We start from the raw sequence: 26,527 nt of genomic DNA on the forward strand, positions 1-26,527 counted from the left end.
AAGCTGCCTATGTGACCGAGGGCAGAGCGACGAGGTCGTCGCCGACATCGGCGCTTCCACCTTGAATGATCCGCGCTGTGATGCCGCCGAGGCCCCGCACGGCGTTGTATCCGCCGACGCCCAGTATCTCTTCCATTCGAGAGCACGGATGACACTCGCCGGTCGTCTCCAGAATGGCTGAGCCCAGCCTGAAGCGCTTTTCTTTGAGAGCAACCAGGTTGATACCTCGGGTAACGATATTGCGCCGCAAATCCGCGGGAAGGATCTGATCGCGGCCCAAATGACTGGCGATAGCCGCCAAGTGTTCAGCCTGGATCAACGTGACCTGTCGGCTGCCGGCCGGGCGAGTGTAACGATCGCCGACAAGCCCTCGTTCGACATGGAGATCCACGCTCTCGATCGCCAGCATGGGTTCTCGGCGGCCGGGGCGGACACCAAGCCAAACAACCTGCCCCGATCTCACCTGTGCATTCAGAAGCTTCGTGAGCGAGGATGAGGGGTTAAAGGGCACGATAGTTGGCCGCTCAGCGGGCGGTTAGTCGCTGGAAGATATCCCTCGCTACGCCGAATACCCGTTCACGGAATTCGGGGTGTGTCGCGAGCATCCACCCAGCGGCGCCAGCCAAGATCAATCTGATCATATCAAACCTCTGCAATTTGCGCGTCGCGGCGCATCCCGGTTTGTAACGCTCCTCTGCTGCGTTGGTTCTCTGCTCGCTGGAGGGCGCCGGTTCGCGGTAGGGGCAGTTCCACGCCGACGCTCCCTCAGTCGCCCGCGTCTGGCTCGGATGCCACTTCCGCCGCCCGGGCACAGAACCTAAATTCGCGTCACTCATCGTCGGAAGTTCCCTGGACCGCACCAATGACCGCCGCCACGACTAAGCACCGCAGTTTCGCAGCCGACGTGTCCCGCCTCCTGCACATGATGACCGGGATGTTTTCCTGCCGCGTAATAGCTGAAGCTCCTCATCATCGGCGCCGTGGCCGGCCGCTTGGCATCGTTCCTCTGCGCCAATAGCGCAGGTGCTTCGTCTCAGCCTGTCTCCAAGCCAGTCCGGCGCATTGGGTGGCGAACTATTTGCCACGCGGCGGAATTCAAGACGCACAAGCTGGTTTGTAAGCCGCTATCGTCGTTGCACCCATCGACGACAGCCGTGGATCCTATGCCAAGATGACCACCAGAAGCGAGCCGGCGTAACTTCCCCCAGCCGGCCGGCTCGCTTCTTCTGCCCCGATCGGAAAGCGAGCCGCGGATGTACCGGCAGCTCCCGATCTACGCCTGGCGCGAAATTCGGTAGTGCTCGTCCTCGCGGCAGAGCAAAGGGCTGGAGGCCCACAAACCCGTCGGAGATCCCGGCGGGTTTTGTTTTCGCGAAGGAACGTGGTCTTGCGTCAACGGTTCGTCAGGCGCCGTTCGCTAGGGCTCGCGAACGGTAATGCATGGGGTCACGATGCCGCTGTTCTCGTTCAAGGAACCCGCTGACCTCTCTCGCGCACAGGGTGCGCTCGAAGCCACTTGGCGGCTTCTGAAGCCATTGCTCGATGATCCCGATCTGGAACGCGCGCATGCCCTCACCTTCATTATTGCGTCGCTGGTGCCAGCAACCCATGACGAGCAGGAGCTGATCGAGCGTTGCTTGGAACGCTATTGGCAGCCCTGACAGCCAGCCGCGACGTGGTCATACTCATGGCGGAACAATGGCAAGCCTCAGCTTGTTGCTTCTCCATCGTCAGGTAGGAGGCAACAATGGGATTGCTTGAGATTAGCGTCGTTCTGGCCTGTGCATCGGCTTTCGGCTTTTACATCACCGATCCGCAGGAATGATCCGATGGACGACCCGCTCGTCGTTGCTGCGGGGATGATGGCGATAACTGCGATCGCCTGGGTCGCTTCGCGCCGGTGGCTGCTGTAGTGCTGCGACAGGGCGCGGCGTAAAAGGTATTCCCGGCTTGTAGGCCACGGCCGCGTCGCCGCGAATTTGCCCGACTCCGCACTTCCGGTTGCCCCTTTTCGACTAGTGCCGCGGTTGCTCGGGAAATTCGAGCTTCCTAACGTCATATCCCAGCGCAACCGCCCGCGCGACCAACTGGTTGCGCTGCGCCGGACTGATCCGCGGATCGCGCGTGAAGATATACAGATCGCGCAGAGTCGGGTCGGCCGATATGAACCAGCTGTAGTCGTTCGCCCGGTCCAGCACCCAGTATTCGCGCTGCACGGTCACAAAGCCGTAGAGCTTGTAGTCGACCCGAAGCTTGGCGTTGATGCCGGGATCGAGGATCGTGCCGGGCCCGCCGACTGATTTCAGCTCGCCGCCCGGGCTACGCATCCGACAGGAGTCGAGAACCTGGATGCCGCCGGTCCCGATCGGCCCGTATTCCGTAGCGCCGGCGACGCAGCCATCCGTGATCGTCATGGGGCGCCGCGCGATCTCGTGCCAAGTCCCCGTATAGAAGCGCTGAACATCGATCCGCTTGCGCGGCTCTGGCGCCTTCTGCGTCTCAGTGAACGAGGGACCAGCGCAACCGGCGAGCGAAACGGTGGCGACGGCAACGAGCAGCATAGATTTCATAGTGGCCTCCCTGGAGCCGGGCGGCCTTTCTCGTGGCGCCTCACGAGCATTACGTGTGAGAGCGCAGCTCGGATCCCTTTCAACTCGCCGCGTGTGGCTAGATCAGCTGCAAGTGGTCAACTGCGCCGAGCAGATAGTGATGGGCGGAGAGCTGCCGGACGCGGCACCGGGTACAATCCAGCCCCTCCCGAGCGGCTTCCCTTCGAGGGCGTTTATAATCACATCGACGTTCTTCCCTCGGCAAGCGTGAATGACGGCGACATGAACGCCTGGTTCGCCATCTCCGCCCGGGAAAGGAACTGAGACTCGGGCTTCTGCTGAGGGAGTGTCTCGCAGGCCGTCGCCAGATTGAATGTGGAAGTCGAGCCGCGATCCATGCACCCAGCCTCGGCCTCGATGCCATTTCCCCAGCTTCCGCTTCTCGTCGGCGGTCACGATGTCATCGACGTTGGCATTCTCGATCAGGAAGAAGCCGTCCTTGGTCGCGATGACGTCGACCTGCGCGCCCTCGTTCGGGCTTTGCAGGCGCTTGCTTGCAGCCGGCAACGTGCCGACAACGGCCGCCCGAGCGGACGGCGCCGATCGCACATTTGTCTTGCCTTCGCCATCGACGATGAATGCGTGAAACTTACAGGCTTGAGCTCCCGCGGGGAGTGGCGCCTGCTGAGCGCTCACTGGTCCTGCGGTGATGCAGAGCATGGCTCCGAAGATGGGTGCGGCTACGCTCGACGCCATAACCATTGCCATCTCCCTGCGCCTTGGCGCTGTGATACGAAGCCTAGCGACGAATGGTGACGAACCCGGTCTAGAAGGTATAGCCGACTCGGACGCCGTAATTCGTCAGGCCTTGGTTGGCATGACAGAGATTGGCGTTCGAGATGTGCTCGACGGTTGCCATGATCGACCAATTTTCGTTGAAGCGGTAGCCGACCGAACCAGTCCCTCGGATCAAAGGCGAGCAGCCGAGGCTCAGTCGATCTGGCACACGGAAGCGCCCGGTCTCCCCGGTGTGGAAGGCCGAACCAACGCTGGCCTCGACAAAGACCTTGGACGTGAGGTCGTAGGTCCAGGTGAAACCGGCGTAAAACTGGCTCGTATCGCCGGCGGTGTTGATCGTGGTGCCAAGGTGGAGCCGCGGCACAAGAAAAGCCATGAGCGGGTCGGCCGGCATTAGCGGCTTCGAGAACAGGATCTCGCCGTTGATGTCGACTGATCCATCCTCGCGAGTGCCAACGGCATGGGCGAACACTCCTCCGCGAATTTCGGAGATTAGTGAACGGGCTACGACGGGCGGGGCATATGCGAGAGGGTTGGCGAGGTCAGCCGCGCTCGCTTCCCAAGGAGCGCCAATCAGAAGACACAGGGCGAAGGCAAGGCAAGTCAGCGCACGGCACATGGCAGCGTTCCCAGCGATTCCCCCGCTACAGGTTATCGGGGGCGGATTATTAGGAAATCGCTAACCATATTCGCGTCGTAAAATTTGCCGGCTGTGGCGCCGCCGCCTCACGTTGCCTCGAAGCGCTCCAAGATCGGGGAGCCGCGATCAACCGTCATTCGACGAGTTGAGATCCTCGGGCCTGAGCCCTTCGTCTGCCGGGGCCGGCATCCCCTTCCGAAGCGCCTCGTTGATCCGATTCTGATAGCCTAGCCCTGCATGCGGGAAATGGGCCAAGACATCGCGGTCGAGCCCACCGAGGCCCAGGCGTCGTCGACGACCCCGAGCTTGCAGTGGAAAAAGGTCGGCTGGTATCCGAGGAATGCAAAGACCGACAGAGCCGCGACCAAATGGTGGCCGCTCGCAGGTGGCTCAGCCCCACACGGGAACCGTCTGCCTCGACGAGCAATTTCAGCACGCCACGCAGAGGGGAAAATCGCGGGCCGCCCAATGAAGGTCTCTGGGCAGTTTTGGGGCTTCTTCCTCGGCCAATTCGATCGTCCTCACTGGTGTCCTGGCGGCGGCCGAAAGCTCCGGGAATCGTTCGATCCCCTGAAACAGGTCAACTGTCGCCGTTCCGCTCCAGTTCCGGTCTGCTTAGAGCCTAGCGAAAGGGTCGCCGTCCGCCACCGTCGCTCGACAAGGCCGCCGGACGCGAAACGACGGGCGCCCCGCGAGCGGGATTAGGCAGTCCCGGCAGATGGCCGTCAGGGACGCGCGAGGTGAAGCGCGGTAAGGAAGATCTGAGGAGCACCTGGGCGCGCTGCATTCGCAACTGGTCGGCAAGTGGGCAACGCAGGCGGAACTGCAGGTCGACCGAGGGCGTTTTCCGCCGCGAAGACTCCGGAGACGACACCGATGAACCACGACGCTGACCACGCAGAAATCCGCCGACTGGCCTACCAAATTTGGTTGAAGGAGGGGCAGCCAGACGGGCGAGATCGAGAACACTGGGCCGCAGCAAAAGCTGCGTGGGCCATGCAGAGGCACGGGCTGCACGCTGTAAGCGAGCAGCAAGCCGGTGCCGACCCTGAAACGCCCATTCGCAAGCCGCGTACGAAAAAGAACTGAGTCGCTAGGTGCCGCGCATTGCACTGCCAGTGTCTGAGATTGATCGCGCAGTCACGCGAGCCGCCCGTTTGCCTTCGCCGGGTGCGCGTGTCGCGTTCTCACTCGGGTGGGTAGCCGATGCGCGCGTGCTGCTGGGAGGGGGCGCACTTTGGCTTCTGACGACGCCGGGCCAAAGCGCTGCCCGCAGTCATGCTGTTCGCTTTCTGTCGACTATTGCGGCCACGACGACCTTGCATCACGCCATCAAGCAGATCGTCGACCAGATACGGCCTGACCGAGTGATTGGATCCGGGCGATTGAAGACCGGCCGAGCGCTTGACGCGATGCCTTCGGGCCATGCGATGCATGCCGGTGCGATGGCGGCCTTCTTCGCTGACCGCGTGGCCTATCCCGCTCCTCTGTGGTCAGCTGCTTTGGGTTTGGCGTCAGCCCGGGTGGGCATGCTCGCGCATTGGCCCTCGGGCGTAGCGCTGGGGTTCGTCGGCGGCGTGGTTGTCGAGCGGTGCACCAGGTGGGTTACGCGCTCTCACTCTCGGAAGCCATAACGGCGACGACGCAAGTCGCTGCGATGATAAGCCACGCCAGATCGCCGACCCAAGGAGCGCGCATCGCGGGGGATGCCAGGACCGAGGTGATGCCGACTATGGAGAACAGCGCCGAAAGAAACGAAAGACGCAACATTTTCGCCTCCACTTTGAGCGCATGAACGCGGCGGGAAAACGCTGGTTCCCAGGGCCCGGAGACGAATTTTCGAGCCGCGGCGGATGCTGCTGACGGGCGAGGGGAACTCTGACTGAGGCGGCCGGTTGTGATCCGTCCCGCCTTCGAGGTCTCCGCATGAAATCGCTTCTTCTTCTCGCCGCAATCTCGATGGGCTGGAGCTCGTTCGCCCACGCAGCCGCGCCTCAAGGCGAGGACGAGGTTCCTGTCCTCCGAGCGGCCGCTATTCCCCTCAAGGTCTGCGCGACCCCGGCGGTGGTGGATCCGCCGATCGAAAATCCGCTTGAGTCGCGCTCCATGCCGACCAGGGAAATCAACCAGCTCCGTATCGAAACACCTTTGGCTGATTAAAACCGCGAGCTGGCAGCTCATTCGACCTGTGATCGCCGCCGCTGGAGTGCTAGCGAAGCAGTCCCTCAGCATCGAATTCATCCCAGCCGGCTAGGTCCGGCGGGACTTCGTCGCTCGGGCTACTGACGGCCTTCCGCGCTTTGCCAGACCGTTCGCTCGCGCGGGTCTGCGCCGCCTTTCCCGCGGCACGCCGCCTGTTCTCCGCTGCCGCGGCGATATCCTCGTCCCGCCAGATTTCTGTCATGCGGCTGTCAAGGACATGCTCAATGAAGCGAGGCTCGAATACGTGGAATGTGACGGCCTTGGCGCGGCCACGCAGCTTGATCGTTTTGGTTCCCGCACTCTGAAGGCGACCGTCGTCGAGCCATTTGTGGCGCTCGCGAGAGAGATGGCTAGAATGTCCTCAGCTTCACCGAGGAGGACAGGCAACGCAGCGATGCCTAGCCAATATCGAAGCGATGTAGCGACGAAAATGGCAACCCCTACACCGTCATGTTTTGGGGGAGGCGCCCGGCACAAGCCTGATCTGCTACACCTTGGAAGACAGGAACGCCCGTACATTCTGAGGACGAGGGCTACTTCCTGATCGAGCCGACCCGTCAAATGCTAACGCGCTACGATGACTGAGGTGCTCTTATCGATCGATGAAGACGACTTTGGAGCGAGCTTTTGAGCTGGCACGCTCGGGAAAATTTGAGACGCTGAAGCAGTTGCAGCGCGCCCTTTCTGCGGAAGGATTTTCACTGCAGCAGCATTCAGGGCCTGCGCTTTTCGAGCAGCTTCGCAACCTTATGAAGGCAGCAAAACGGTTGGATGAGTGAACGCTCATTCGGGGGAATGCGGGGTCATCGTTTTTAGCTCGCCCACTGAAAGCGTGGTTGTCGCTCGCAAAGAGCCATCGTCGGCCCGAGTAAATTTAATGTGCTCGTGAGTGACGACGACAACCGTCTCGCCGATCCCAAGAATGCCTCCCATGCTAACGATCACTTGCATGGATGGCCCGGCACCGTGGATTTGGACGATGGTGCCGACCCTTGTGTCCCCAGAGCCAAACAGCGGCGCTCCATCCAGGATTGCGCCCCCCAGGTCCGGACCCTGCTTCGTTTCATTTTCTGCCATGTGCTTTCCTCGCTAGGAAAACGCTCCTCATCACTAACCGTTCCGGCCGACCTCGGTTGGACATGACTCCGGGGCGCTCCGTGAAAGAGACTGCGATCCTGCCCCATGGAGGCTTTGAACAGACAGCGTGTTGCCATGTCGACAGGTTCAGCCGATAGCTGAATAGCTTTTCTCCCGCCCGTTCGGACGGCATACCTCACCGAAGCAGACCTTCAGCCTCAAACTCGTCCCAGCCATCGAGGCCAGTTTCCTGTTCGTCCGGGCCGGGCGCTGCCTCACGAGGTTTGGCTGAGCGCTTTCCCGCGCGCGTCAAAGCCGCTTTTCCAGCTGCTCGCCGCCGGTTCTCCGCTGTCGTCGCGATATCCTCTTCCCGCCAGATTTCGGGCAGGCCGCTGTCGAGGACATGTTCGATGAAACGCGGGGTGAACACGTGGAAAGTGACCGCCTTGGCCCGGCCACGTAGCTTAACTGTCTTTGTCCCCGCGCTCTGGAGCCGGCCGTCGTCGAGCCACTTGTGGCGCTCGCGAGATGAGATGGAGAGAATATCCTCAGCCTCGCTGGGGAGGATGGGTAATTCGGCAATTTCGGCCAACATATCCGCTACGATCGCAGATAGAGCGTCAAACTCAGCAGTTTCGGCGTCCGGCATGCGAAGGATCGCTTTGCCAGTTTCGACCGTCAGGTGCTTCCGCGTCGACCAAGGAAGCCGCCGCTTGATTTCCCGCTCGATTCCCTTGGCTCGGACCGAGGATCCAAGGGTTGTCGTTGACGGAAGAGGCCATTCGGCGAGGTGCGTTGAGGTGCGCTTCACATAATGCTCTGCTCAGGATTGCGGGTCGGGATTAATCGCATGGAACAATCGCGTGTTCCCAGCTTCTACATTCCTGGCGGCTGCTGCACATACGCTGCTCCTTAGTACGTGAGCTTGCTGAAGGTCGTCGATACTCTGTGGGCGATCAGTTCGCTCCCGACTTCAGCCACTCCTTTCTGAGCTTGTGTCGATCGAGCTGTGCTTCGGCGAGCTCCTCGCGAAGGCGCTCGTTCACGCCTTCCAGTTCGGCCCGCAAGGCGCCTCGATCAAGTTCTGCAGGCATTGCCTCGCTGTTGACCGTCTGATCGAGAATATCTGCCAGCACGGTGTGAAGGAACTGGGAGCACTCCTCCTCGTTCTCCGGCGCTGGAACCAGGATCTGCGCCAGAAGGGCTAGCGCCAGCCCTCGCCAAGCGACCACCTCGTATGACTGCTGGACGATTTCGGTTGGATCCTCGGACATTTGGTTCTCCTGCTCGGATGCACAGGCTGCTTCTCGGCAACCTCCCGTCGCGTCGCTGTGTTCCCGCCAAACACCGAGCTTGACTCTCAGCCTCTCTCTGAGAACATAAAGGGAACATCAAGTGTCGTTCTAGCAGGTAAAGTCCGTTGCGGCCACAGCCGTTATTTCAGTCGCTCCGCGACCAGATCGAGCGGATCGAGGGCCGAGGCGCCCGCGGCCGGACGGTGCTGCCGTTCGGTATCGCGACAGTCGACGCACGCTTGCCTGGTGGAGGCCTCGCGCTAGGAGCACTGCATGAGGTCGCGGGCGGCGGCAACGGCGCGATTGACCGTGCAGCGGCGGCATTGTTCAGCGCCGGGGTTGCCGCGAGGAGTCGCGGCAAGGTGCTCTGGTGCCTCACCCGAGCCGATCTGTTCGCGCCGGCGATGGCGCAGGCGGGGTTGTTCCCTGACCGCGTGATCTATGTCGAGGCCGGCGATGACAAGACGGTGCTCGCCTGCATGGAAGAGGGCCTGCGCCATGGCGGGCTGGGCTCCGTCGTCGGCGAGGTAGCCCGCTTGCCCATGACAGCGTCGCGTCGCCTTCAGCTCGCCGCGGAGGGCACAGGAGCGATCGGCATTNCGGGCTGGGCTCCGTCGTCGGCGAGGTAGCCCGCTTGCCCATGACAGCGTCGCGTCGCCTTCAGCTCGCCGCGGAGGGCACAGGAGCGATCGGCATTGCGCTGCGACGATGGCGACGCGAGGTCGACGCCTCTGATTTTGGCCAGCCCACGGCGGCGATGACCCGATGGCGGATCTCGGTGCTTCCATCGACAGCGCTGCCGGTGCCGGGGGTAGGGCGGTCACGCTGGCTTGTTGAATTGATTAGGGCCCGGGCAGGCGAAAGCGCGGATTTTGAGTTGGAGGCATGCGATGACACGGGTCGTCTCGGTCTTCCTCAGCGCAAATCGAAACATCAAAGGCCCTCCCAAGCCTCAGTGCGTCCGAGCATCTTCGTTTCTCCGAACCAGCGTCCGCTTCGTTCGAACATGCTCAAAGCCGGCCCCGCCGGGTGGCGGAGCCGGAAACCGCCTCACTTCGCGACGCTGACTTCCCAGAGGCGCAATTGGGATGCCCAGGGTGTCACGCCGCTCACCTTCTTGGAATGGGCGATGATGTCGAGGTCGTTATGGGTGAAGATGCTCGGGACCTCGTTGATGAAGCGCTTGTTCAGCTCGTCGAAAATCTTCTGGCGCTCAGTGGTATCGGTCACCACCATCGACTTCTGGATCAGGGCGAGCGCCTCCGGCTCTTCCCAGATCTTGCGCGGCTGCTTGTCCTTCGGGCCGGCAATCTGCTCGAATCCGAGCGCGGGGTCGAAGCGGCTCGAATAGGAGAAGGACTGCATCTGGTAGTTGCCCTTGTTGTAGCGATCGAGCTGCGTCGCCCATTCAAGGACCTCGATCTCGGCATTGATGCCGACCGCCTGCATCATCGCCTGGGCGATGACGGCGGTGTTGAAGCTCGGCACCGACGAGCGCTTGTTGGCGAGGATCACGATCTTCTCGCCCTTGTAGCCGGCCTTCTGCAGTAGCGCCTTGGCGGCGGCGGGGTCGTATTTGAAGCCCTGCTTCTCGACATCGCCATAGTATTTCGAGGTCGTGTACACCGGCGAGTTGTTGGGTTTGCCAAGGCCGTTCGAGACATTGGCGACGAGCTCGGGGAAGTCGATCGCGGCGGCGATCGCCTGGCGCAGGGCCTGGTTCTTCATCACCGGGTCACGCGTCTGGATGATCAGGCTGTGCCGGACGGGGTTCGGGGCGATCGCGAGGGTCAGGTTCTGAGCATTCTTGAGATCGGGAACGTCCGATTCCGGCATCAGTGCCATGTCGAGCGAGCCCGCGAGCAGGCCGGCCTTCACCGTCGCCGCGTCAGGGATGACCATGAAGCGGGCTTCCTTCACCAGCGGGCGCTTCGAGCCGATATAGCCATCGCGCTTGTCACCCTTGGGCGAGACATACTGGTCGAAGGCGAGAAGCTGGACCGATTGGGCGCGCTTCCACTCGCCGAGCATGAAGGGGCCGGTGCCGATCGGCTTGTCCCAACTGCCATCGGCCTTGACCGAGTCCTTGTGAAGCACGGCGGTGCCGCCGCAATCGGCGCGGGCGAGCGAGTCGAGAAAGAGGCCGTTGGGCTCGTTGATCTCCATCACGACCGTGTCGGCATCGGGGGCGGTGGCCTTCTCGACCTTGAGGCCGTTGCGGCCGTCGAAATCGGAGATGCAGCGCCAGTCGGTCTTCGGATCCATGTAGCGGTTCCAGCTCCACAGCACGTCGGCCGAGGTCATGGTCGCGCCATTGTGGAACTTCACGCCCTTGCGCAGGCGGAAGGTGTAGGTCTTGCCGTCAGGCGAGATATCGACCTTCTCGGCGAGCAGCGGGCCGACGGAGCCGTCCTCGGCATAGCCGACGAGGCCCTCGACCATGTGCAGCACGACGGAATCGGTGTTGCCGTCGCGGTTCACGCCCGGATTGGTCGAGCGGATGTCGGCGTTGAGCACGGCCGTCAGCGTCTGGGCCTGCAGGGCGCCGGCCGAGAGGGCCAGTGCGGTGGCGGAGACAAGGAAGCGCTTCATGGTGTTTTCCCCTGTTGTTCTTATGACCGTTCAGCCAGCCTTGCGGGCGGCGCGGATGCGGCGAAGCTCGCCGGCGAAGAAATCCTCGACGACCGGCACGACCTTGACGCCGTCATGCGGCGTGTTCGGCACGAGGTCGAAGCGGGCGGCGATGCCGTGCTCGGCGAAGTTGTCGCGCAGGCTCGCCAGCCGCTCCGGCCGGTTGGTGCCGGCATGGTTGGCGTCCGGCATCCAGTTGCGGCCACCCGGCTTGTGCGTGATCTCCCAGGTCTCAAGATCGGCGGCGCCAACGACCATCTGCACCGCGACCTGCTTCATCGCGGGGATGTCGAGTTCCTGGCCGAAGAGTTCGGCGAAGTTGCGCGTGCCGACCCACCAGTCGCGGCTGGGGTCGAGCAGGGTGACCGAGCCCGGCGCGCCGATCGAGACGCCCCAGAGCTTGTGCGGCTGCAGCATCAGGAAGCGATGGGCGAAATGCCCGCCGCCGGAATAGCCGAACAGGCCGAAACGGTCGAAGGCGATGCCATAGCGCTCGGAGATTTCCTCGACGATGGCGAGCAGGACATGGTCGTAGCGGAGGTTGCCCTCGCGCATGTACTTGAAGCCGTCGCGATAGCCGTCACCCATCACGCCGATCGGGAAGAGCGGCGCCAGGATGATGCAGTTGTTCCAGCGGGCGAAGGACGAGAAGGCGTCGCGATAGCCGGTGAAGCCGCGACCGGTACCATGCATCGCGACGATCAGCTCCGGCTTCTCGCCGCCTTCGCCGAGGCTCGGCGGGACATAGAGGCAATACGGGAAGCGCGCGTCGTGCTTCGAGGAATAGATCGAGGTCGGGCCGTACTCGTAGAGCGCCTTGGCGCGGGCGGCCGCCTCGGCATCGGGCTTGGCGGTCTGTTCTGCCACGACGTTCACGGCGTCTCTCCTCTGGCGAAATTATTGGCGCCAATTATGTTGCATGATATGGTTGGCTTCGCAACCATCTTCTTCCAGCCTGCGCGAATCCTGCTAGAGCATCGCTTCGGCGCATATTCGCTGATGCCGACCATCGATTCTCAACCCGAACCGATGTTCAAGCCGCTCGAAAATGCTTTAGAGAGCCTGCCATGACGTCCGAGCGGAAACGCAAGAACACCAGCACGCGGCGCGCCATGCTCGCCAACGAGATCGCGCAGGCGATCCGTCTGCGCGCCTTCAGGCCGGGCGAGTGGCTGCGCCAGATCGACCTCGAAGAGCGCTTCGAGGCGACGCGCTTCGACGTGCGCAGTGCGCTCGACGAGCTCGCCGTGCGCAAGACGATCGAACATGTTCCGAACCGGGGCTATCGCGTCGCCGAGGTCGACATGAAGACCTATGAGGAGATCCTCGCGACGCGCATCATCCTGGAGAGGGCCACGGCCGAGGGCGTGGTCGCGCGGATCGACGCCGCCGCGATCGCGCGGCTGGACGAACTCGCGGCGCAGTTCTCCGCCGCGGTCACGACCGGGAGCCGGACCGAGCAGAGCGAGATCAACCGCGCCTTCCATCAATTCATGTACTCCTTCTGCGGCAACGCCGTGCTGGAGGAGATGATCTGGGGCCTGCGTGACCGCGGGCGCGGTTCGCAGATCACGGTGTGGAGTTCGCATGAGCTGCTCCAGAAGAGCGATCGCGAGCATTACGAGATGATGGCGGCTCTGAAGGCGCGCGACGCAGGAGCGCTGGCGGCCCTGATCGCGACCCATATCATCAAGGGCGCGCCCGTCGGCCCGGCTCCGGTCGAGCCGGGCTGAACGACCGCCGCCCTTACTTGGCGACGGCGACTTCCCAGAGGCGCGGCTTGGAGGCGACCCAGGGCGCGAAGCCCTGCAGGCGCTTCGAGACGACCGCCGTATCGACCTGATTGTAGAGGAAGATCAGCGGCGCATCGGCCAGCATCATCACATGGAGCTGGTCGAAGATCTTCTTCCGTTCGGCCTCGTCGCTGATCAGCGTCGCCTTCTCGATCAGCGCATCGGCCTCGCGATTGTCCCAGACCTTGGAAGGCAATTTGTCCTTCGGACCGGAGAACTGGTTGTAGCTCTGGGCCGGGTCGATGCGGGCGGAATAGCTGAAGGACATCATCTGGTAGTTGCCCTTCGAGAAGCGGTCGAGCTGCGTCGCCCATTCCAGGATCTCGATATCGGCCTTGATGCCGGCGGCCTGCAGCATCGCCTGCGCCATGATCGCGATCGGGTAGCTCGGCACGGTCGAGCGCTTGTTGGCGATCAGCTTGATCGTCTCACCCTTGTAGCCGGCCTCGGCGAGCAGCTTCTTCACGCGCGCGGGGTCGTGCGTGTAGCGCTTCTTCTGGACCTCGTCGTAATAGGGAGAGGTGATGTAGACCGCCGAGTTGTTGACCTTGCCAAGCCCGTTCGAGACGGCGCCGACGATCTCGTCCTGATCGAGCGCCGCCATGATCGCCTGCCGCATGCGGACATCGCTGAGCAGCGGGTCGCGGCTCTGGAGCAGGATGCCGTGCTTGGTGGCGCTCGGCGCGGTCAGCACCTGCAGGCCGCTCTTCTTCATCTCCGGCACGTCCTCGTCCGGCACGTCGGCGACGTCGAGCGCGCCCGACATCAAGCCGGCCTTGACGGTCGCGCCATCGGCGATTGCGAGAAACTTCACCTCGGCCGCGAGCGGGCGCTTGGAGCCGACATAGCCGTCGCGCTTGTCGCCGGGCGGGGAGGCATAGGCGTCGAAGCGCTTCAGCAGCACGAATTCGCCGCGGCGCCAGTCGGCAAGCTGGAAGGGCCCGGTGCCGACCGGCTTGTCCCAACTGCCATCGGCCTTGAGCGAGTCCTTGTGCAGGATTGCGACCATGGCGCAATCGGTGCGGGCCATGGTTTCCAGGAAAAGCGCGCTCGGCTTCTCCAGCTTCATCACGAAGGTCGCAGCGTCGGGCGCGGTCGCTTCCGTGACCTTGAGCCCGATGCGGCCGTCGAATTCCGGCTTGCAGCGCCAGTCGGTCTTCGCGTCCATGTAGCGGTTCCAGCTCCACAGCACGTCGGCCGAACTCATCTCGGCGCCGTTATGGAACTTCACGCCCTTGCGCAGGTGGAAGGTGTAGGTCAGCCCGTCTTGGGAGACGTCGACCTTCTCGGCAAGGAGGGGCGCGACGGCGCCGTTCTCGCGATATCCGACGAGGCCCTCGACCATGTGCAGCACGACGGCGTCGGTGTTGTCGTCGCGGTTGACGCCCGGATTGGTCGAACGGATGTCGGCGTTGAGCGCGACATTGATGGTCTGTGCCTGTGCCGCGCCGCCAAGAAGCGCGAGCGCCAGCGCAGAGGCCGAAAAGCGGATCATTCCCGTTCCCTCGTTGTCTTGTCGTTCGGGCATGCCCCGTGGGGCATGCCCTGCTGTCGGAGGTCGCGAAGGCGAGGTGACGGCTTTACTGGCCGGTGCTGACTTCCCAGGCGCGGGGCAGCGAGCTCAGCGTCGAGACATAGCCCTGGGTCTTGGCGCCCATCGCGCCGCCGACGATGCCGTTATAGAGCATCACCATCGGCACTTCGGCGATGAAGCGCTTGTGCAGCTCATCGAAGATCTTCTGGCGCTCGGCCTTGTCGTTCACGACCATGGACTTGTCGAGCAGGGCCTGCACTTCGGGATTGTCCCAGAGCTTGCGCGGCTGCTTGTCCTTCGGGCCGGTCATCGACTCGTAGCTCAGGGCGGGGTCCATGCGGCCGGAATAGGGGAAGGCCTGGATCGTGTAGTTGCCCTTGCTGTAGCGGTCGAGCTGCGTCGCCCATTCCAGCACCTCGATCTCGATGTTGAAGCCGACGGCCTGCAGCATCTGCTGGGCGACGACAGCGGCGTCGAAGCTCTCGGGATAGCGCTTGTTGGCGAGCATCACGATCTTCTCGCCCTTGTAGCCGGCCTCCGCGAGGAGCTTCTTGGCGGCGGCGGGATCGTATTTCCAGCCCTGCTTCTGGACCGGGCCGTAATAGGCGGAGAGCGCCGGCACGATCGAGTTGTTGGGCGAGCCGATACCGTCGGTGACGGCGCCGACCAGCTCCTTGGAGTCGATCGCCGCGGCCATGGCCTGGCGCAGCTTGACGTTCTGCAGCAGCGGGTCGCGGGTCTGGATGATCAGGCCGACGAGACCCATGCTGGTGACGACCGAGGTCTTGACCTTGTCGTTCTTCTTGAGCTCGGCGATGTCGGTATTGGCGATATCCGGGACGACATCGATATCGCCCTTCAGCAGGGCGGCCTTGGCGGTCGAGTTATCGGGGATGACGAGGAAGCGGACCTCGTCGACCAGCGGCTTCTTGGCGCCGGTCAGGCCGTCGATCTTGCCGGGCAGCGAGGCATAGTCGGCGAAGCGATCCAGCTTGATGTATTCGCCGCGCTTCCATTCCGCGAACTTGAACGGGCCTGTGCCGATCGGCTTGTCGAAGGAGCCGTCGGCCTTGACCGAGTCCTTGTGCAGGATGCCGGTCATGGCGCAGTCGGTGCGGGCCAGAGCCGAGAGGAAGAGCGCGCTCGGCTTGTCCAGCTCGAAGACGACGGTCTTGTCGTTCGGGGCCGAGATCTTCTCGACCTTGACCTGGCCGCGGCCGTCGAATTCCGAGAGGCAGCGCCAGTCGGTCTTCGGGTCCATGTAGCGATTCCAGCTCCACAGCACGTCGGCCGCGGTGAGCGGCGCACCGTTATGGAACTTCACGCCCTGGCGGAGCGTGAAGGTATAGCTCTTGCCGTCCGGAGAGATATCGACCTTCTCGGCCAGCAATGGCTTCGGCAGGGCATCCTCGCCATAGGCGACGAGGCCCTCGACCATCTGCACGACGACGCCGTCGGTATTGGCGTCGCGGTTGACGCCCGGATTGATCGAGCGGATGTCGGCGCGGAGCTGGATCTTGAGCGTGCTCGCCCCCGCGGCCTGGACGAGGCCGCCGCACAGCAGCGCGGCGGCGAGGGCGGTGGTGGTGGTTCGGCGCATCATGTTCCCCTGTTGTTTTTTCGGTTGTGACGCGGTGCTGGCTGTTATTCCGCCGCTTCGGCGAGCAGCACGGGCTCCTCGGTCAGGCTGTAGCGGGTGAAGACGCGGTTCTGGGCCGGCAGCGGCGCGACCTCCATGATCCCCTTGGCCGGCTGCATAATCACCATGGCGACGGTGGCCGAGAGATTGCCGGCCTCGTTCGGGCGCACCGGACGGCAGACCGAGTGAGGCGCCAGGAAATCGTCGAAGAAGGCCTGCTTGAGGTCGTCGACGGTCAGCTTGCGGCCGGCTTCGTCGAGCAGCTTGCGGACGCGCCAGTCGCGATAGAAGCTCTCCGGCACGCGCGGAATGCCGGTATCCTTGATCTTGGTCAGCGCGATCTGGCCGACCCAGTGATTGGCATGCACGATCATGCCGTCCTGCGGATAGAGCGGGAAGGCCTCGTCCGGGGCGCACTCGAAATCGATGCCAAAACCCTTCACGGTCGAGAGCATCATGTTGTTCGAACAGGCCTTCGGCGTCGTCGCCACGGCCTTGATCGCAAAGGCGAGATGCTCCTGCTCCAGCACCTTGCGGCGGATCAGTGCGAGGGGCACGCCGGCCTGGGTGAAATCACGCTCGGATTCGAGATAGTTGGCGGTGATCGAGATGCCGGCGGCATTCATGCCGCAGCGGGCGAGGCCGCCGGCCTCGACGAAGGTCAGGAAATCCGGGCCGTCGGTGCGGCGCACGCGCAGCACGATCGCGGTTTCCGCGCATTCGGCCTTCCAGTCCCAGTTCTGGCCGTGGATCAGTTCGCCCGAGGCGCTGCGCTCCGGCAGGATGATCGCGCCGGTGCAGCCGTCGTCGAGCTCTTCCTGGGCCTCGATCGGCTTGTTCTTGACGAGGCGAGCCTTGGCGATGACTTCGGTGCGGGCATTGACCATGACGATGTCTTCGAGCGCGACGCCGGCGCCGTCGGCGATGCCGCGCATCTCCTCGATGTAATGCGCGCCGAAAGCCTCGATCTCCTTCGCGAACTCGGCGATCAGCGCCGATTTCGCGGCGGCGTCGTAGCCGAGCTCGCCAAGCTGGCCGCCATAGAGCTCGATCGAGCGCTTCACACGACCTGGTACGGCGGCGCCATGCTGGCGGCCGCGCTCATAGGGCGTGCCCGACACGTCGACGAAGGGGCAGGGCTGGACCATGGCGCACATCTTTCCGGTATGCTGGCGGGAGATCGTGCTATAGTGTATTTCATCATCAACTAAAACAATCAAGGCCCTTCCGATGACTGCGCCGACCCGGCTGCAACAGGAGATCGCCGACCGCATCCTGCAGCTCGTGCGCGACGACGCGCTGGCGGCCGGTGCCTGGCTCAACGAGAACGCGACGGCGAAGCGGCTCGGCGTCTCGCGCACGCCGGTGCGTGCGGCGCTGGATCACCTTGCCGAGCAGGGCGTGGTGCGCCGGCATCTCAACAAGGGCATCGAGCTGATCAGCCTGCCCGCTGCGACCGACGGCGCCCGTCCGCCGGAGACGCTCGAACTTGCGATGGTGAAACTGGCGCACGAGCGCGAGAACGGCCTGTTGCCGGACGAGGTTTCGGAGCTGGAGGTCATGCGCCGCTACGAGCTCGGCCGGCCCGAGGCGCAGAAGCTGCTTGCGCGCCTCGCCGATCTCGACATGGTCGAGCGCAAGCCGGGTTATGGCTGGCGCTTCCTTCACGAGCCGCGCGACCGGCGCCTGCGCGACGAAAGCTACCGCTTCCGGATGGTGGTCGAGCCGATGTGCATGCTGGAGCCAGGCTTCGATCTCGACCCCGCCTGGATCGTGGAGATGCGGGCGCGGCATCGCGAGACCTTGCAGCAGCCCTGGCGCGAAGCTTCCAGCATCGCCTTCTACGAGATGAACGCCGCCTTTCATGAAGGCCTGGCCGCTGCGACGGGCAATCGCTACTTCCATTCCGCGGTGCGGCGCCAGAACCAGCTCCGGCGCCTGTCGAACTATGACTGGGGCCTGGGCTTCGAGCGCGTGCGGGTGAACTGCACCGAGCATCTCGCCATGCTCGACCATCTGGAAGCCGGCGAGAACGAGGTGGCTTCGGCGCTGATGCGCAGCCACCTGCTGCGCGCCAGCAAGCTCAGGCTCGGCACGCTGCAAGCCGATGCGGCCGACTGAGCGCGTCCCGCTCGGCACGGGATGGCTGCCCTGCCATTGCAGCGGTTGACCCGGCGACGATTTGGGCCAGCAATGGTGGCAACCCCGAATCCGACAGGTCCAGTGCCATGACTGTTCACCAGCGCCCGCAAGCCATCGACCCCGCCAAGCTGGACAAGCTGGCCGAGGTCGCGATCCGCGTCGGTCTCAATCTTCAGCCGGGACAGGACCTGTTCCTGACCGCGCCGGTCGCGGCGCTGCCGCTGGTTCGATTGATCGCCGCCCATGCCTACAAGGCGGGTGCCGGCATCGTCACGCCGATGCTGGCGGACGAGGAGGTGACGCTGGCGCGCTATCGCCATGCGCCGGATGCGAGCTTCGACAAGGCGCCGGCCTGGCTCTACAAGGGCGTCGCCGAGGCCTTCGCCGCCAATACCGCGCGGCTCGCCATCGTCGGCGACAACCCGATGCTGCTGGCGAACGGGCGCGCCAGCAAGGCGAATTCGCTGGCCTATCAGCCGGCGCTCGAGAAAATCGCCGGCTTCGACATCAACTGGAACATCCTGGCCTATCCGAGCGCGGCCTGGGCCAGGCAGGTGTTTCCGGACGACGCCGAGGAGGTGGCTGTCGGCAAGCTGGCGGAGGCGATCTTCTCCGCATCGCGCATCGACCAGGCCGATCCGGTCGCGGCATGGGCGGCGCATAACGCGGCTTTGCGGGCACGGCGCGACTGGCTGAACGGCCAGCGTTTCGCCTCGCTGCATTTCACCGGGCCGGGCACCGATCTGACGGTTGGCCTGGCCGATGGCCATGATTGGCAGGGCGGCGCCTCGCCGGCCAAGAACGGCATCGTCTGCAACCCGAACATCCCGACCGAGGAGGTTTTCACGACGCCGCATGCGCGCCGGGTCGAGGGCCATGTCTCCAGCACCAAGCCGCTCTCCTATCAGGGCTCGCTGATCGACGAGATCCGCGTGCGCTTCGAGGGTGGGCGGATCGTCGAGGCCAAGGCCTCGCGCGGAGAAGCCGTGCTGAACAAGGTGCTCGACACCGACGAAGGCGCGCGCCGGTTAGGCGAAGTGGCGCTCGTGCCGAATTCCTCGCCGATCTCGAAGAGCGGCATCCTGTTCTACAACACGCTCTTCGACGAGAACGCCTCCTGCCATATCGCGCTCGGGCAGTGCTATTCGAAATGCTTCGTCGATGGCGCGAACCTGACGCCGGAGCAGATCGCGGCGCAGGGCGGCAACAAGAGCCTGATCCATATCGACTGGATGATCGGCTCGGGCGAGGTCGATATCGACGGCGTCCATGAGGACGGCCGGCGCGTGCCGGTGTTCCGCAAGGGCGAGTGGGCCTGAACGGCCTCAGCCGGCGTTCGCCCGTAGCCAATCCCCCAGCGACGGGCGGTGATGCCCGTCGCGCCCGGTCGTGGCGGCCGCTGCGACCATCGCGTTGAGCACGGCTTCCTGCGTCGCCTCGGCGGCGGCGCGGAAGAGCGTGTCGATGCGGTTCTCGTTCAGCGCGCGCAGCGGCACGAGATCGTCAGGCTGGTCGTGATCGACGGGACAGGCCGTGGTGAAGGCGACGGCGATGTCGCCGCTGCCATTGCCCCAGAAGGCGCCGAGCCGGGCGAGGCCGGCACCGCCGCGCCGCGCGATGCGCTGCAACTGCCGTGATTCCAGCGGGACGTCGGTGGCAATGACCAGGATGACCGAGCCGCGCTCGGCCTGCGGCTTCGTCTCCGGCGGAACCGGACGCCGGCCGTCGGGCAGGACGAGATCGCCGGCATTGCCGAAATTGGCGAGCGCGAGCAGGCCAAGCGTGTAATCGGCGCCGTCGAGCGCGAAACGGCGCGAGGCCGTGCCGATGCCGCCCTTGAAGCCGAAGGCGCTCATGCCAGTGCCGGCGCCGACAGCGCCTTCCGCTATGGGCCCTGAAGTAGCGGCGTCGAGCGCGGCGAAGGCCTGTTCCTGGGTCAGCGCGCGGGCGCGGATGTCGGAGAGATAGCCGTCATTGCATTCGAGCACGACCGGATTGACCGTGCCGGTCTCGCGGCCGATGTCGGGGTTGGCCGTGAGCGCACGCGTCACAAGCGCATCGAAGCCGGTGCCGACGCTCAGGGTGTTGCCGAGCAGGAGCGGTGTCTCGATCTGGCCGAGCTCGGCAAGCTGCATCAGGCCGGCGCTCTTGCCGAAGCCGTTGATGACATCGACCGCGGCGCGAACCTTGCAGCGGAAGAGATTGCCATCATGCGGCAGCACGGCGGTGAATCCGGTCCGGAGGTCGCCGGCGTTCAGGGTGAAATGACCGAGCCGGACGCCGGCCACGTCGGTGATCGCGTTGAGCGGGCCGGGCTGCATGATCCCGCAGATGAGGCCGAAATCGCGGAGGCGCTGGGTCATGGCGTGGTCCAAGGAAGCGGGGCTGATCAGCGCGGCAGGCTCGTGCCGAGCTCCTGCGCGCGGGCTTTCTCGATGACGAGATGAGCGAGCGCGAGATCGGCCAATGCCACGCCGCGGAAGCAGAAGAAGGAGCGGCCGGTTGGCGCCGTCGGGTGCGGGGCCCCCGCCAACCCGGTCATGTCGTGCCCGAAGGAGACGGTCGTGACAGGATTGCCCGCCGCGTCATAGGGCGCGTGCGACTGCTCCAGGCTGTCGGTGGCTAGGATGTCGAAGGCCGGCAATGTCTCCGGCAGCCAGCTCCGGCCGGTATCGACCGCAGCGGCGAAGGCGACGGGCTTCAGGCGACGGGCGTCGAGGAAGGGCGTCATGCCGGGGCCGCCCGGCACCATCGAGATCACGATATCGCTCTGCGCCAGCAGGGCATCGGCATCATCAAGCACCTGCGCTGTGAGGCCGGTCGCGCGTGCCGCTTCCGCGAGACGCTCGGCCGAGGCGCGGCTGCGGCTCATCGCCAGCGCCGTGGTCAGGCCCGGATAGAGCGCTTGGAAAGCGGCGAGATGGGCATGGGCCTGCAAGCCGCAGCCGACGAAGCCGATGGTGCGCGGTTGAGGCGGGGCGAGGCGTGAGGCCGCCGCGGCGGTGATCGCGGCGGTGCGGATCAGGGTGATCTCGTCGCCATCGAGAATCGCGCGTGGCATCCCGGTCGCATAGTCGTTGACGCAGATCAGCCCGCTGACGGCCGGCAGGGACGAGCCCGCTGCGACCGGGGCCATTGCTACCCATTTCACCGTGGCGATCTGCTGGGCGGAGGAGGCCGCCGTCATGGCCTGGAAGCCATGGCCCGGGCCGAGCATCAGAGCCGTCTTCGGAATGCTCCGGTTCAGGCCGGCGGCATGATCGCGAAAGCCCTGCAGCACGGCCTCGCGCGCTTCGTCGGGCGAGATCGCCAGCGTCCGGACATCGTTGCGCGAGAGATAGAGCAGGCTGTCGCTCATCCGGCGATCTCCATGACGGCGGGCGGGCGAGGCCCGAACAGGCAAGGAAGCCGGGATACAGCCAAGGCGGACCGGCGTCGAGGCGCGTTCCGGGTCCCCTACGAAAGCGGAATCGCAGTCACAGGATTGACATCTTCCTTAACTGGCGTATTTTTCCTTTTATTGCAACTCAAGTTCCATTTAATGGAACTTTAAGGGCCAACCACGATGTCCATCCTGTCATCGGCCGTGGATGTGCTTCGCTGCTTTTCCAGCACACGCCATGACGTGACAGTGACGGATCTGGTCACGCTGCTGGGCATGCCGAAAAGCAATGCCTCTCGCCTGCTGCGGGCCATGCGAGACGAGGGGTTGCTGGAGACGGTCGGCGAGAGCAAGCGCTACCGGCCCTCGCTTTTGCTCAATCAGGTCGGCCATCTCTATCGCTTCGCCGCTTCGCTGATCGACCGTGCCGATGCCGTGGTCGGCACCATTTCGGACCGGATCGGCCATACCGGCTATGTCAGCGTCCGGCGCGGCACCGAGATCGTCGCCGTCACTGCCCATCCCGGCCGCCATGCCCTCAGGGTCGTCACCTCGATCGGCGACCGCATTCCAGCTTTCGCCTCCAGCACCGGCCGCGCGCTGCTTGCCCGCCTGCCGGACGATCAGGTTCGCACGCTTTATCCGGCCGGCTTCACTTCGCCCTCCGAGACCGCGCCGCGCGACATGAGCGATCTGCTCGATCGCCTCGCCCGGGTGCGCGAGGAGGGTTTCGCCGAATCCCGCGACGAAGCCGTGCGCGGCGTGCGCGCGCTCTCTGTCGCGGTCGGTGATCCCACGACCGGCGACGAGGTCGCGCTCTGCCTGTCCTTCCCGGCCGCCACCGTCGAGCCGGCCGAGCGCATTTCGATCATCCGTTCCCTGGGAGAAGGCGCTGCCGAGATCGCGGCCCTGACCCGTGACAACCGCTTCTACCCCTTGAACCTCTCAATCGCGGAGACCGCTCCATGAGCAATCGTTGGCGTATCGGCTTCGACATCGGCGGCACCTTCACCGACTTCATCCTGTACGATTCGCAGGAGCGTTCGGTCCGGCTGCACAAGCGCCTGACCACCCCGCATGATCCGTCGGAAGCGGCACTGATCGGCCTCGGCGAACTCACCGAGATGGCCGGGATCACGCTGGCCGATGTCGGCGACATCGTTCACGGCACGACGCTGGTCACCAATGCCGTGATCGAGCGCAAGGGCTCCAAGCTCGGCCTGATCACCACGAAGGGCTTCCGCGACATCCTCGAAATGGGGACGGAGCAACGCTACGACATCTACGACCTGTTCCTGACCTTTCCCGACCCGCTGGTTTCGCGCGAGCATCGCCTCGAAGTGGCCGAGCGCATCGACCGCGACGGCAATGTCGTCACCGCGCTCGATGCGGATGCGGTGCGCAAGGCCGCCCGTGAACTCGAAGCCGCCGGCTGCGAGGCGATCGCGATCTGCTTCCTCAACAGCTATCGCAATCCCGCTCATGAGCAGGAAGCCGGCCGCATCGTCCGCGAGATCTGCCCGGAGCTGACCGTCTCGCTGTCGAGCGAGGTCGTCGCCGAAATCTGGGAATACCAGCGCTTCGTCACCACCGCCGCCAACGCCTATGTCCAGCCGCTGATGCGCCGCTACCTGCACCGGCTGGAGCGCGAGCTTGCCGCCCGCGCCTTCACCGGCGCGCTCCGCTTGATGCACTCGGCCGGTGGCCTCGTCTCACCCGAGACGGCGCGCACCTTCCCGATCCGCCTGCTGGAGAGCGGCCCGGCCGGCGGCGGCCTTGCCACTGCCCTGTTCGGCGAGCTTGCCGGGCATAAGGACGTGATCTCATTCGACATGGGCGGCACCACTGCCAAGGCCTGCATGATCGAGGACGGCCGCGCCGAGATCGCGCCGATGCTGGAGGCCGGCCGCGTCAACCGCTTCGCCAAGGGCTCCGGCCTGCCGATCAAGGCGCCCGTCATCGACATGATCGAGATCGGCGCCGGTGGCGGCTCGATCGCTGCGATCGACGAGGTCGGCCTGCTCAAGGTCGGCCCGCATTCGGCCGGTTCCGATCCGGGCCCGGCCTGCTACGGCATGGGCGGCACCAAGCCGACCGTGACCGACGCCAATCTCGTGCTCGGCTATTACGATCCCGGCTTCTTCCTGGGCGGGCGCATGGCGCTCGACCTCGAAGCTGCCCGCAAGGCCGTCTCGACCGTCGCCGCGCCGCTCGGCCTCTCGATCGAGGAAGCCGCCTGGGGCATCCACAAGGTCGTGGTCGAGAGCATGGGCGCCGCCGCCCGCGTCCATCTCGTCGAGAAGGGCAAGGACCCGCGCCATTACGCCATGGTCGGTTTCGGCGGAGCCGGTCCGGCCCATGCCGTCGACGTCGCCCGCGTGCTCGGCGTCAAGCAGGTCATCATCCCACCGGCCTCGGGCGCCGCTTCCGCGCTCGGCTTCCTCGCCGCGCCGCTCTCCTTCGACATGGTGCGCTCGCTGCCGGTCGAGTTCTCCGAGGGCTTCGATGCGGCTTCCGTCAATGCCGTGCTCCGCGACCTCGAAGTCGAGGGCCGCAAGCACCTGACCGAGGCCGGCGTGAAGCCCGCCGACGTCACGGTCGAGCGCACGGCCGACATGCGCCTCGTCGGCCAGATGCACGACATCTCCGTGCCGCTGCCGGCCGGGACCATCGATGCGTCGAGCCTGGAGGCCATTCGCGCGGCGTTCAGCAAGGCCTATTCCGCCCGCTACACCTCGGTCTATGAGGGCGCACGGCTGGAAGCCATCAACTTCCGCGTCCGCTGCGCCGGCCCGGTGCCGACGCTCTCGCTCTCCGGCGCGGCCGGTGGCGGCGACGCCACCAACAAGATCAAGGGCGCCCGCAAGGCCTGGTTCGAGGGTGGCTGGAGCGAGGCTTCGGTCTATGACCGCTATGCCCTGCGTTCCGGCGACACCGTCAAGGGCCCGGCGATCATCGAGGAGCGCGAGGCGACCACGATCGTGCCGCCCGGCGACAGCGTCAGTATCGACGATGTCCTGAACCTCATCATCCATGTCGGCCAGGCCAATGCGGCCGAGACGACGATCACCGCCGACATGCCGCTGGCCGAGGCCGCGCGCCGGATCGAGGCCGATCCGATCTCGCTGGAGATCATGTGGAGCCGGATGATCAACGTCGTCGAGGAGATGTGGCTGACGGTGTGCCGCACCGCCTTCTCGCTGGTGATCTCGGAAGCGCAGGACTTCGCCTGCGAACTGCTCGACCCGGAAGGCGAGACGCTGGCGCATTCGCCCCGCGCCATGCCGGTGTTCAACCTGACGCTGCCGCGCGCGGTCAAGGCGCTGCTGGAGCGCTATCCGGCCGAGACGCTGAAGCCGGGCGACGTGCTGATCACCAACGACCCCTGGCTCTGCGCCGGCCATCTCTTCGACATCGCGGTGGTGACGCCGGTCTTCCTAGGCGACCGCGTCGTCGGGCTGATGGGCACGGTCGGCCATGTCTCGGATATCGGCGGCACCAAGGATTCGCTCCGGGCCCGCGAGATCTACGAGGAAGGTTTCCAGATCCCGCCGATGAAGCTCTACGAGGCCGGCCGGATCAACGAGACGCTGGTCCGCCTGCTGGCTGAGAACGTGCGCAATTCCGAGCAGGTGCTGGGCGACCTGCACTCCTTCGTCGCGGCCAACGCCATCGGTGCCGAGCGCTTGCAATCCTTCCTCACCGATTACGGCATGCAGGATCTCAGGGCGCTCGCCCATGTCGTGCAGAGCCGCTCGGAGAAGGCGATGCGCGACGCCATCCGCGCCATTCCGGACGGCGTCTATCACGGCACCGCCTCGAACAACCCGCTGGGCACGCCGATGCACTATCCGCTGGCGCTGACGGTGAAGGACGACACGATCCATCTCGACTTCGCCGGCGCGCCGCCGCAACTGCCGCAGGGTGGGCTGAACTGCACGCTCAACTACACGATGGCGCATGCGACCTATCCGCTGAAATGCATGCTGACGCCGTCGGTGCGCGGCAATGCCGGCTGCTACCGCGCCTTCTCGGTCGATGCGCCCAAGGGCTCGATCCTGAACTGCGACAAGCCGCTGGCGGTGAACCTGCGCACCCGCACCGGCTGGTATCTGGCGCCGAACATTTTCCGTGCCTTGTCGGAAGCGGCGCCGAAGCAGGTTCAGGCCTTCACCGGCCTGCCGGTGGCGGCGAGCGTCTATGGTCGCGATGCGGCGGGCGACACCTATTCCGACATGCTCTTCTGCGGCGGCGGCCAGGGCGGCTCGGCGCAGGGCGATGGCAAGTCGGGCCTGCTCTACCCGACCTCGGCGGCGAATACCTCGATCGAGACCTTCGAGTCGCGGGTGCCGGTGCTGGTGGTCGAGAAGGCCTATCTCACCGACTCCGGCGGCGCCGGCGAGCATCGCGGCGGCCTCGGCCAGCGCGTGCGTCTGCGCAAGCTCGCCGATGACGGCCTGCCGACGCTGGTCTCACTCTATCCGGAAGGGGTCGACAACCCGATTCCGGGCCTGTTCGGCGGCAAGGCCGGCGGCGGGGCGTCCGGCCGGGTGATCGACGAGCAAGGCCATGTTCTGAAGGACGTCGGCACCGGAGAGCTGGTCCAGGTCCGGCAGCCGCATGAGATCGTCGAGCTCGTGCTCGCCGGCGGCGCCGGCTACGGCCCGGCCTCCGAGCGTTCGCGGGACGCCATCGCCCGCGACATCGCGCTCGGGCTGGTCTCCCCGGATGCGGCCAAGCGCGATTACGGCGTGCAGGGGGCGCATGCCACGCAGGATGTCGGCGAAGCCAAGGCCGGCATCCTGGTTGCTTGATCACCAGGGACGAAACGCCAACAGCCCGACA

At 64.9% G+C, this 26,527-nt stretch carries 26 protein-coding genes and 1 pseudogene; 12 read left to right on the forward strand and 15 right to left on the reverse strand.

Annotated features, from left to right (window positions below):
* Nucleotides 1–7: 7 nt before the first annotated feature.
* The gene (locus Q9235_RS19840; RefSeq protein WP_306223526.1) at nucleotides 8–409 is read right to left on the reverse strand and encodes an MOSC domain-containing protein; all 402 of its coding nucleotides are present in this window, start codon (nucleotides 407–409) and stop codon (nucleotides 8–10) included.
* A gap of 1,042 nt (nucleotides 410–1,451) precedes the next feature.
* Here Q9235_RS19840 and Q9235_RS19845 point away from each other — a divergent pair.
* The gene (locus Q9235_RS19845) at nucleotides 1,452–1,661 is read left to right on the forward strand and encodes a hypothetical protein (RefSeq protein WP_306223527.1); all 210 of its coding nucleotides are present in this window, start codon (nucleotides 1,452–1,454) and stop codon (nucleotides 1,659–1,661) included.
* A 354-nt stretch (nucleotides 1,662–2,015) separates the two neighbouring features.
* Here the strand turns inward: Q9235_RS19845 and Q9235_RS19850 are convergent, their stop codons facing one another.
* The 4 genes from Q9235_RS19850 to Q9235_RS26880 all read right to left on the reverse strand — a co-directional run bounded on the left by Q9235_RS19850 (nucleotide 2,016) and on the right by Q9235_RS26880 (nucleotide 4,242).
* Nucleotides 2,016–2,561: a lipocalin family protein gene (locus tag Q9235_RS19850; protein ID WP_306223528.1), complete on the reverse strand. Its 546-nt coding sequence runs from the start codon at nucleotides 2,559–2,561 to the stop codon at nucleotides 2,016–2,018.
* 111 nt (nucleotides 2,562–2,672) lie between these two features.
* On the reverse strand, nucleotides 2,673–3,317 hold the full coding sequence (locus tag Q9235_RS19855; protein ID WP_306223529.1) for an SH3 domain-containing protein: 645 nt from the start codon (nucleotides 3,315–3,317) through the stop codon (nucleotides 2,673–2,675).
* Nucleotides 3,318–3,375: 58 nt separating this feature from the next.
* A complete protein-coding gene (locus Q9235_RS19860) occupies nucleotides 3,376–3,819 on the reverse strand; it encodes an acyloxyacyl hydrolase (protein WP_306223531.1) in 444 nt (147 codons plus the stop codon).
* Nucleotides 3,820–4,113: 294 nt separating this feature from the next.
* Nucleotides 4,114–4,242 (reverse strand): hypothetical protein, encoded by a 129-nt coding sequence (locus Q9235_RS26880; RefSeq protein ID WP_422678219.1) that lies wholly within the window; start codon nucleotides 4,240–4,242, stop codon nucleotides 4,114–4,116.
* A gap of 621 nt (nucleotides 4,243–4,863) precedes the next feature.
* Here Q9235_RS26880 and Q9235_RS19865 point away from each other — a divergent pair.
* From Q9235_RS19865 to Q9235_RS19875, 4 genes are all read left to right on the forward strand, one after another.
* Nucleotides 4,864–5,076 (forward strand): DUF2934 domain-containing protein, encoded by a 213-nt coding sequence (locus Q9235_RS19865; RefSeq protein ID WP_306223532.1) that lies wholly within the window; start codon nucleotides 4,864–4,866, stop codon nucleotides 5,074–5,076.
* A 125-nt stretch (nucleotides 5,077–5,201) separates the two neighbouring features.
* Nucleotides 5,202–5,621: a phosphatase PAP2 family protein gene (locus tag Q9235_RS26885; RefSeq protein WP_422678220.1), complete on the forward strand. Its 420-nt coding sequence runs from the start codon at nucleotides 5,202–5,204 to the stop codon at nucleotides 5,619–5,621.
* A gap of 292 nt (nucleotides 5,622–5,913) precedes the next feature.
* Nucleotides 5,914–6,147, forward strand: a complete 234-nt coding sequence (locus Q9235_RS19870) for a hypothetical protein (RefSeq protein WP_306223534.1) — start codon at nucleotides 5,914–5,916, stop codon at nucleotides 6,145–6,147.
* A gap of 644 nt (nucleotides 6,148–6,791) precedes the next feature.
* Nucleotides 6,792–6,968 (forward strand): hypothetical protein, encoded by a 177-nt coding sequence (locus Q9235_RS19875; protein ID WP_306223535.1) that lies wholly within the window; start codon nucleotides 6,792–6,794, stop codon nucleotides 6,966–6,968.
* Nucleotides 6,969–6,972: 4 nt separating this feature from the next.
* Here the strand turns inward: Q9235_RS19875 and Q9235_RS19880 are convergent, their stop codons facing one another.
* The 3 genes from Q9235_RS19880 to Q9235_RS19890 all read right to left on the reverse strand — a co-directional run bounded on the left by Q9235_RS19880 (nucleotide 6,973) and on the right by Q9235_RS19890 (nucleotide 8,540).
* Nucleotides 6,973–7,266 (reverse strand): PRC-barrel domain containing protein, encoded by a 294-nt coding sequence (locus Q9235_RS19880; RefSeq protein ID WP_306223536.1) that lies wholly within the window; start codon nucleotides 7,264–7,266, stop codon nucleotides 6,973–6,975.
* Nucleotides 7,267–7,462: 196 nt separating this feature from the next.
* Complete coding sequence (locus Q9235_RS19885; RefSeq protein WP_306223537.1) at nucleotides 7,463–8,077, reverse strand: hypothetical protein; 615 nt, start codon at nucleotides 8,075–8,077, stop codon at nucleotides 7,463–7,465.
* 145 nt (nucleotides 8,078–8,222) lie between these two features.
* Entirely contained in the window at nucleotides 8,223–8,540 is a 318-nt protein-coding gene (locus Q9235_RS19890) for a hypothetical protein (RefSeq protein WP_306223538.1), read from the reverse strand.
* 146 nt (nucleotides 8,541–8,686) lie between these two features.
* Here Q9235_RS19890 and Q9235_RS19895 point away from each other — a divergent pair.
* A pseudogene (locus tag Q9235_RS19895) lies at nucleotides 8,687–9,477 on the forward strand (ImuA family protein); the annotation flags it as partial.
* 134 nt (nucleotides 9,478–9,611) lie between these two features.
* Here Q9235_RS19895 and Q9235_RS19900 read toward each other — a convergent pair.
* Both Q9235_RS19900 and Q9235_RS19905 read right to left on the reverse strand, forming a co-directional pair.
* Nucleotides 9,612–11,153 (reverse strand): ABC transporter substrate-binding protein, encoded by a 1,542-nt coding sequence (locus Q9235_RS19900; RefSeq protein ID WP_306223539.1) that lies wholly within the window; start codon nucleotides 11,151–11,153, stop codon nucleotides 9,612–9,614.
* 30 nt (nucleotides 11,154–11,183) lie between these two features.
* Nucleotides 11,184–12,068 carry an alpha/beta hydrolase gene (locus Q9235_RS19905; RefSeq protein ID WP_306223540.1) on the reverse strand — a complete coding sequence of 295 codons (885 nt, stop codon included), beginning with the start codon at nucleotides 12,066–12,068 and terminating at the stop codon, nucleotides 11,184–11,186.
* A gap of 36 nt (nucleotides 12,069–12,104) precedes the next feature.
* Between Q9235_RS19905 and Q9235_RS19910 the strand changes: the two genes are divergently transcribed.
* A complete protein-coding gene (locus tag Q9235_RS19910) occupies nucleotides 12,105–12,263 on the forward strand; it encodes a hypothetical protein (RefSeq protein ID WP_306223541.1) in 159 nt (52 codons plus the stop codon).
* Entirely contained in the window at nucleotides 12,260–12,925 is a 666-nt protein-coding gene (locus Q9235_RS19915; protein ID WP_306223542.1) for a GntR family transcriptional regulator, read from the forward strand. The genes Q9235_RS19910 and Q9235_RS19915 overlap by 4 nt, the downstream gene beginning before the upstream one ends.
* A 13-nt stretch (nucleotides 12,926–12,938) precedes the next feature.
* On the opposite strand, the gene Q9235_RS19920 is transcribed toward Q9235_RS19915, so the two are convergent.
* From Q9235_RS19920 to Q9235_RS19930, 3 genes are all read right to left on the reverse strand, one after another.
* Complete coding sequence (locus tag Q9235_RS19920; protein ID WP_306223543.1) at nucleotides 12,939–14,480, reverse strand: ABC transporter substrate-binding protein; 1,542 nt, start codon at nucleotides 14,478–14,480, stop codon at nucleotides 12,939–12,941.
* 85 nt (nucleotides 14,481–14,565) lie between these two features.
* Nucleotides 14,566–16,122: an ABC transporter substrate-binding protein gene (locus tag Q9235_RS19925; RefSeq protein WP_306223544.1), complete on the reverse strand. Its 1,557-nt coding sequence runs from the start codon at nucleotides 16,120–16,122 to the stop codon at nucleotides 14,566–14,568.
* Between the two features lie 41 nt (nucleotides 16,123–16,163).
* A complete protein-coding gene (locus Q9235_RS19930; protein ID WP_306223546.1) occupies nucleotides 16,164–17,306 on the reverse strand; it encodes a C45 family autoproteolytic acyltransferase/hydolase in 1,143 nt (380 codons plus the stop codon).
* A gap of 82 nt (nucleotides 17,307–17,388) precedes the next feature.
* Between Q9235_RS19930 and Q9235_RS19935 the strand changes: the two genes are divergently transcribed.
* Both Q9235_RS19935 and Q9235_RS19940 read left to right on the forward strand, forming a co-directional pair.
* Complete coding sequence (locus Q9235_RS19935) at nucleotides 17,389–18,279, forward strand: GntR family transcriptional regulator (RefSeq protein ID WP_306223548.1); 891 nt, start codon at nucleotides 17,389–17,391, stop codon at nucleotides 18,277–18,279.
* A 107-nt stretch (nucleotides 18,280–18,386) separates the two neighbouring features.
* Nucleotides 18,387–19,619, forward strand: a complete 1,233-nt coding sequence (locus tag Q9235_RS19940; RefSeq protein WP_306223549.1) for an aminopeptidase — start codon at nucleotides 18,387–18,389, stop codon at nucleotides 19,617–19,619.
* Between the two features lie 6 nt (nucleotides 19,620–19,625).
* Here Q9235_RS19940 and Q9235_RS19945 read toward each other — a convergent pair whose 3' ends face one another.
* Nucleotides 19,626–20,663 carry a DmpA family aminopeptidase gene (locus Q9235_RS19945; RefSeq protein ID WP_306223550.1) on the reverse strand — a complete coding sequence of 346 codons (1,038 nt, stop codon included), beginning with the start codon at nucleotides 20,661–20,663 and terminating at the stop codon, nucleotides 19,626–19,628.
* 26 nt (nucleotides 20,664–20,689) lie between these two features.
* Nucleotides 20,690–21,658 carry a hypothetical protein gene (locus tag Q9235_RS19950; protein WP_306223552.1) on the reverse strand — a complete coding sequence of 323 codons (969 nt, stop codon included), beginning with the start codon at nucleotides 21,656–21,658 and terminating at the stop codon, nucleotides 20,690–20,692.
* A gap of 267 nt (nucleotides 21,659–21,925) precedes the next feature.
* Between Q9235_RS19950 and Q9235_RS19955 the strand changes: the two genes are divergently transcribed.
* Nucleotides 21,926–22,651 (forward strand): IclR family transcriptional regulator, encoded by a 726-nt coding sequence (locus Q9235_RS19955; RefSeq protein ID WP_422678221.1) that lies wholly within the window; start codon nucleotides 21,926–21,928, stop codon nucleotides 22,649–22,651.
* Nucleotides 22,648–26,496, forward strand: a complete 3,849-nt coding sequence (locus Q9235_RS19960; RefSeq protein WP_306223554.1) for a hydantoinase B/oxoprolinase family protein — start codon at nucleotides 22,648–22,650, stop codon at nucleotides 26,494–26,496. Before Q9235_RS19955 ends, Q9235_RS19960 begins: the two co-directional genes overlap by 4 nt.
* The last annotated feature ends 31 nt before the right edge of the window (nucleotides 26,497–26,527 follow it).

It is taken from the genome of Bosea beijingensis (assembly GCF_030758975.1).
Classification (GTDB): Bacteria; Pseudomonadota; Alphaproteobacteria; order Rhizobiales; family Beijerinckiaceae; genus Allobosea; species Allobosea beijingensis.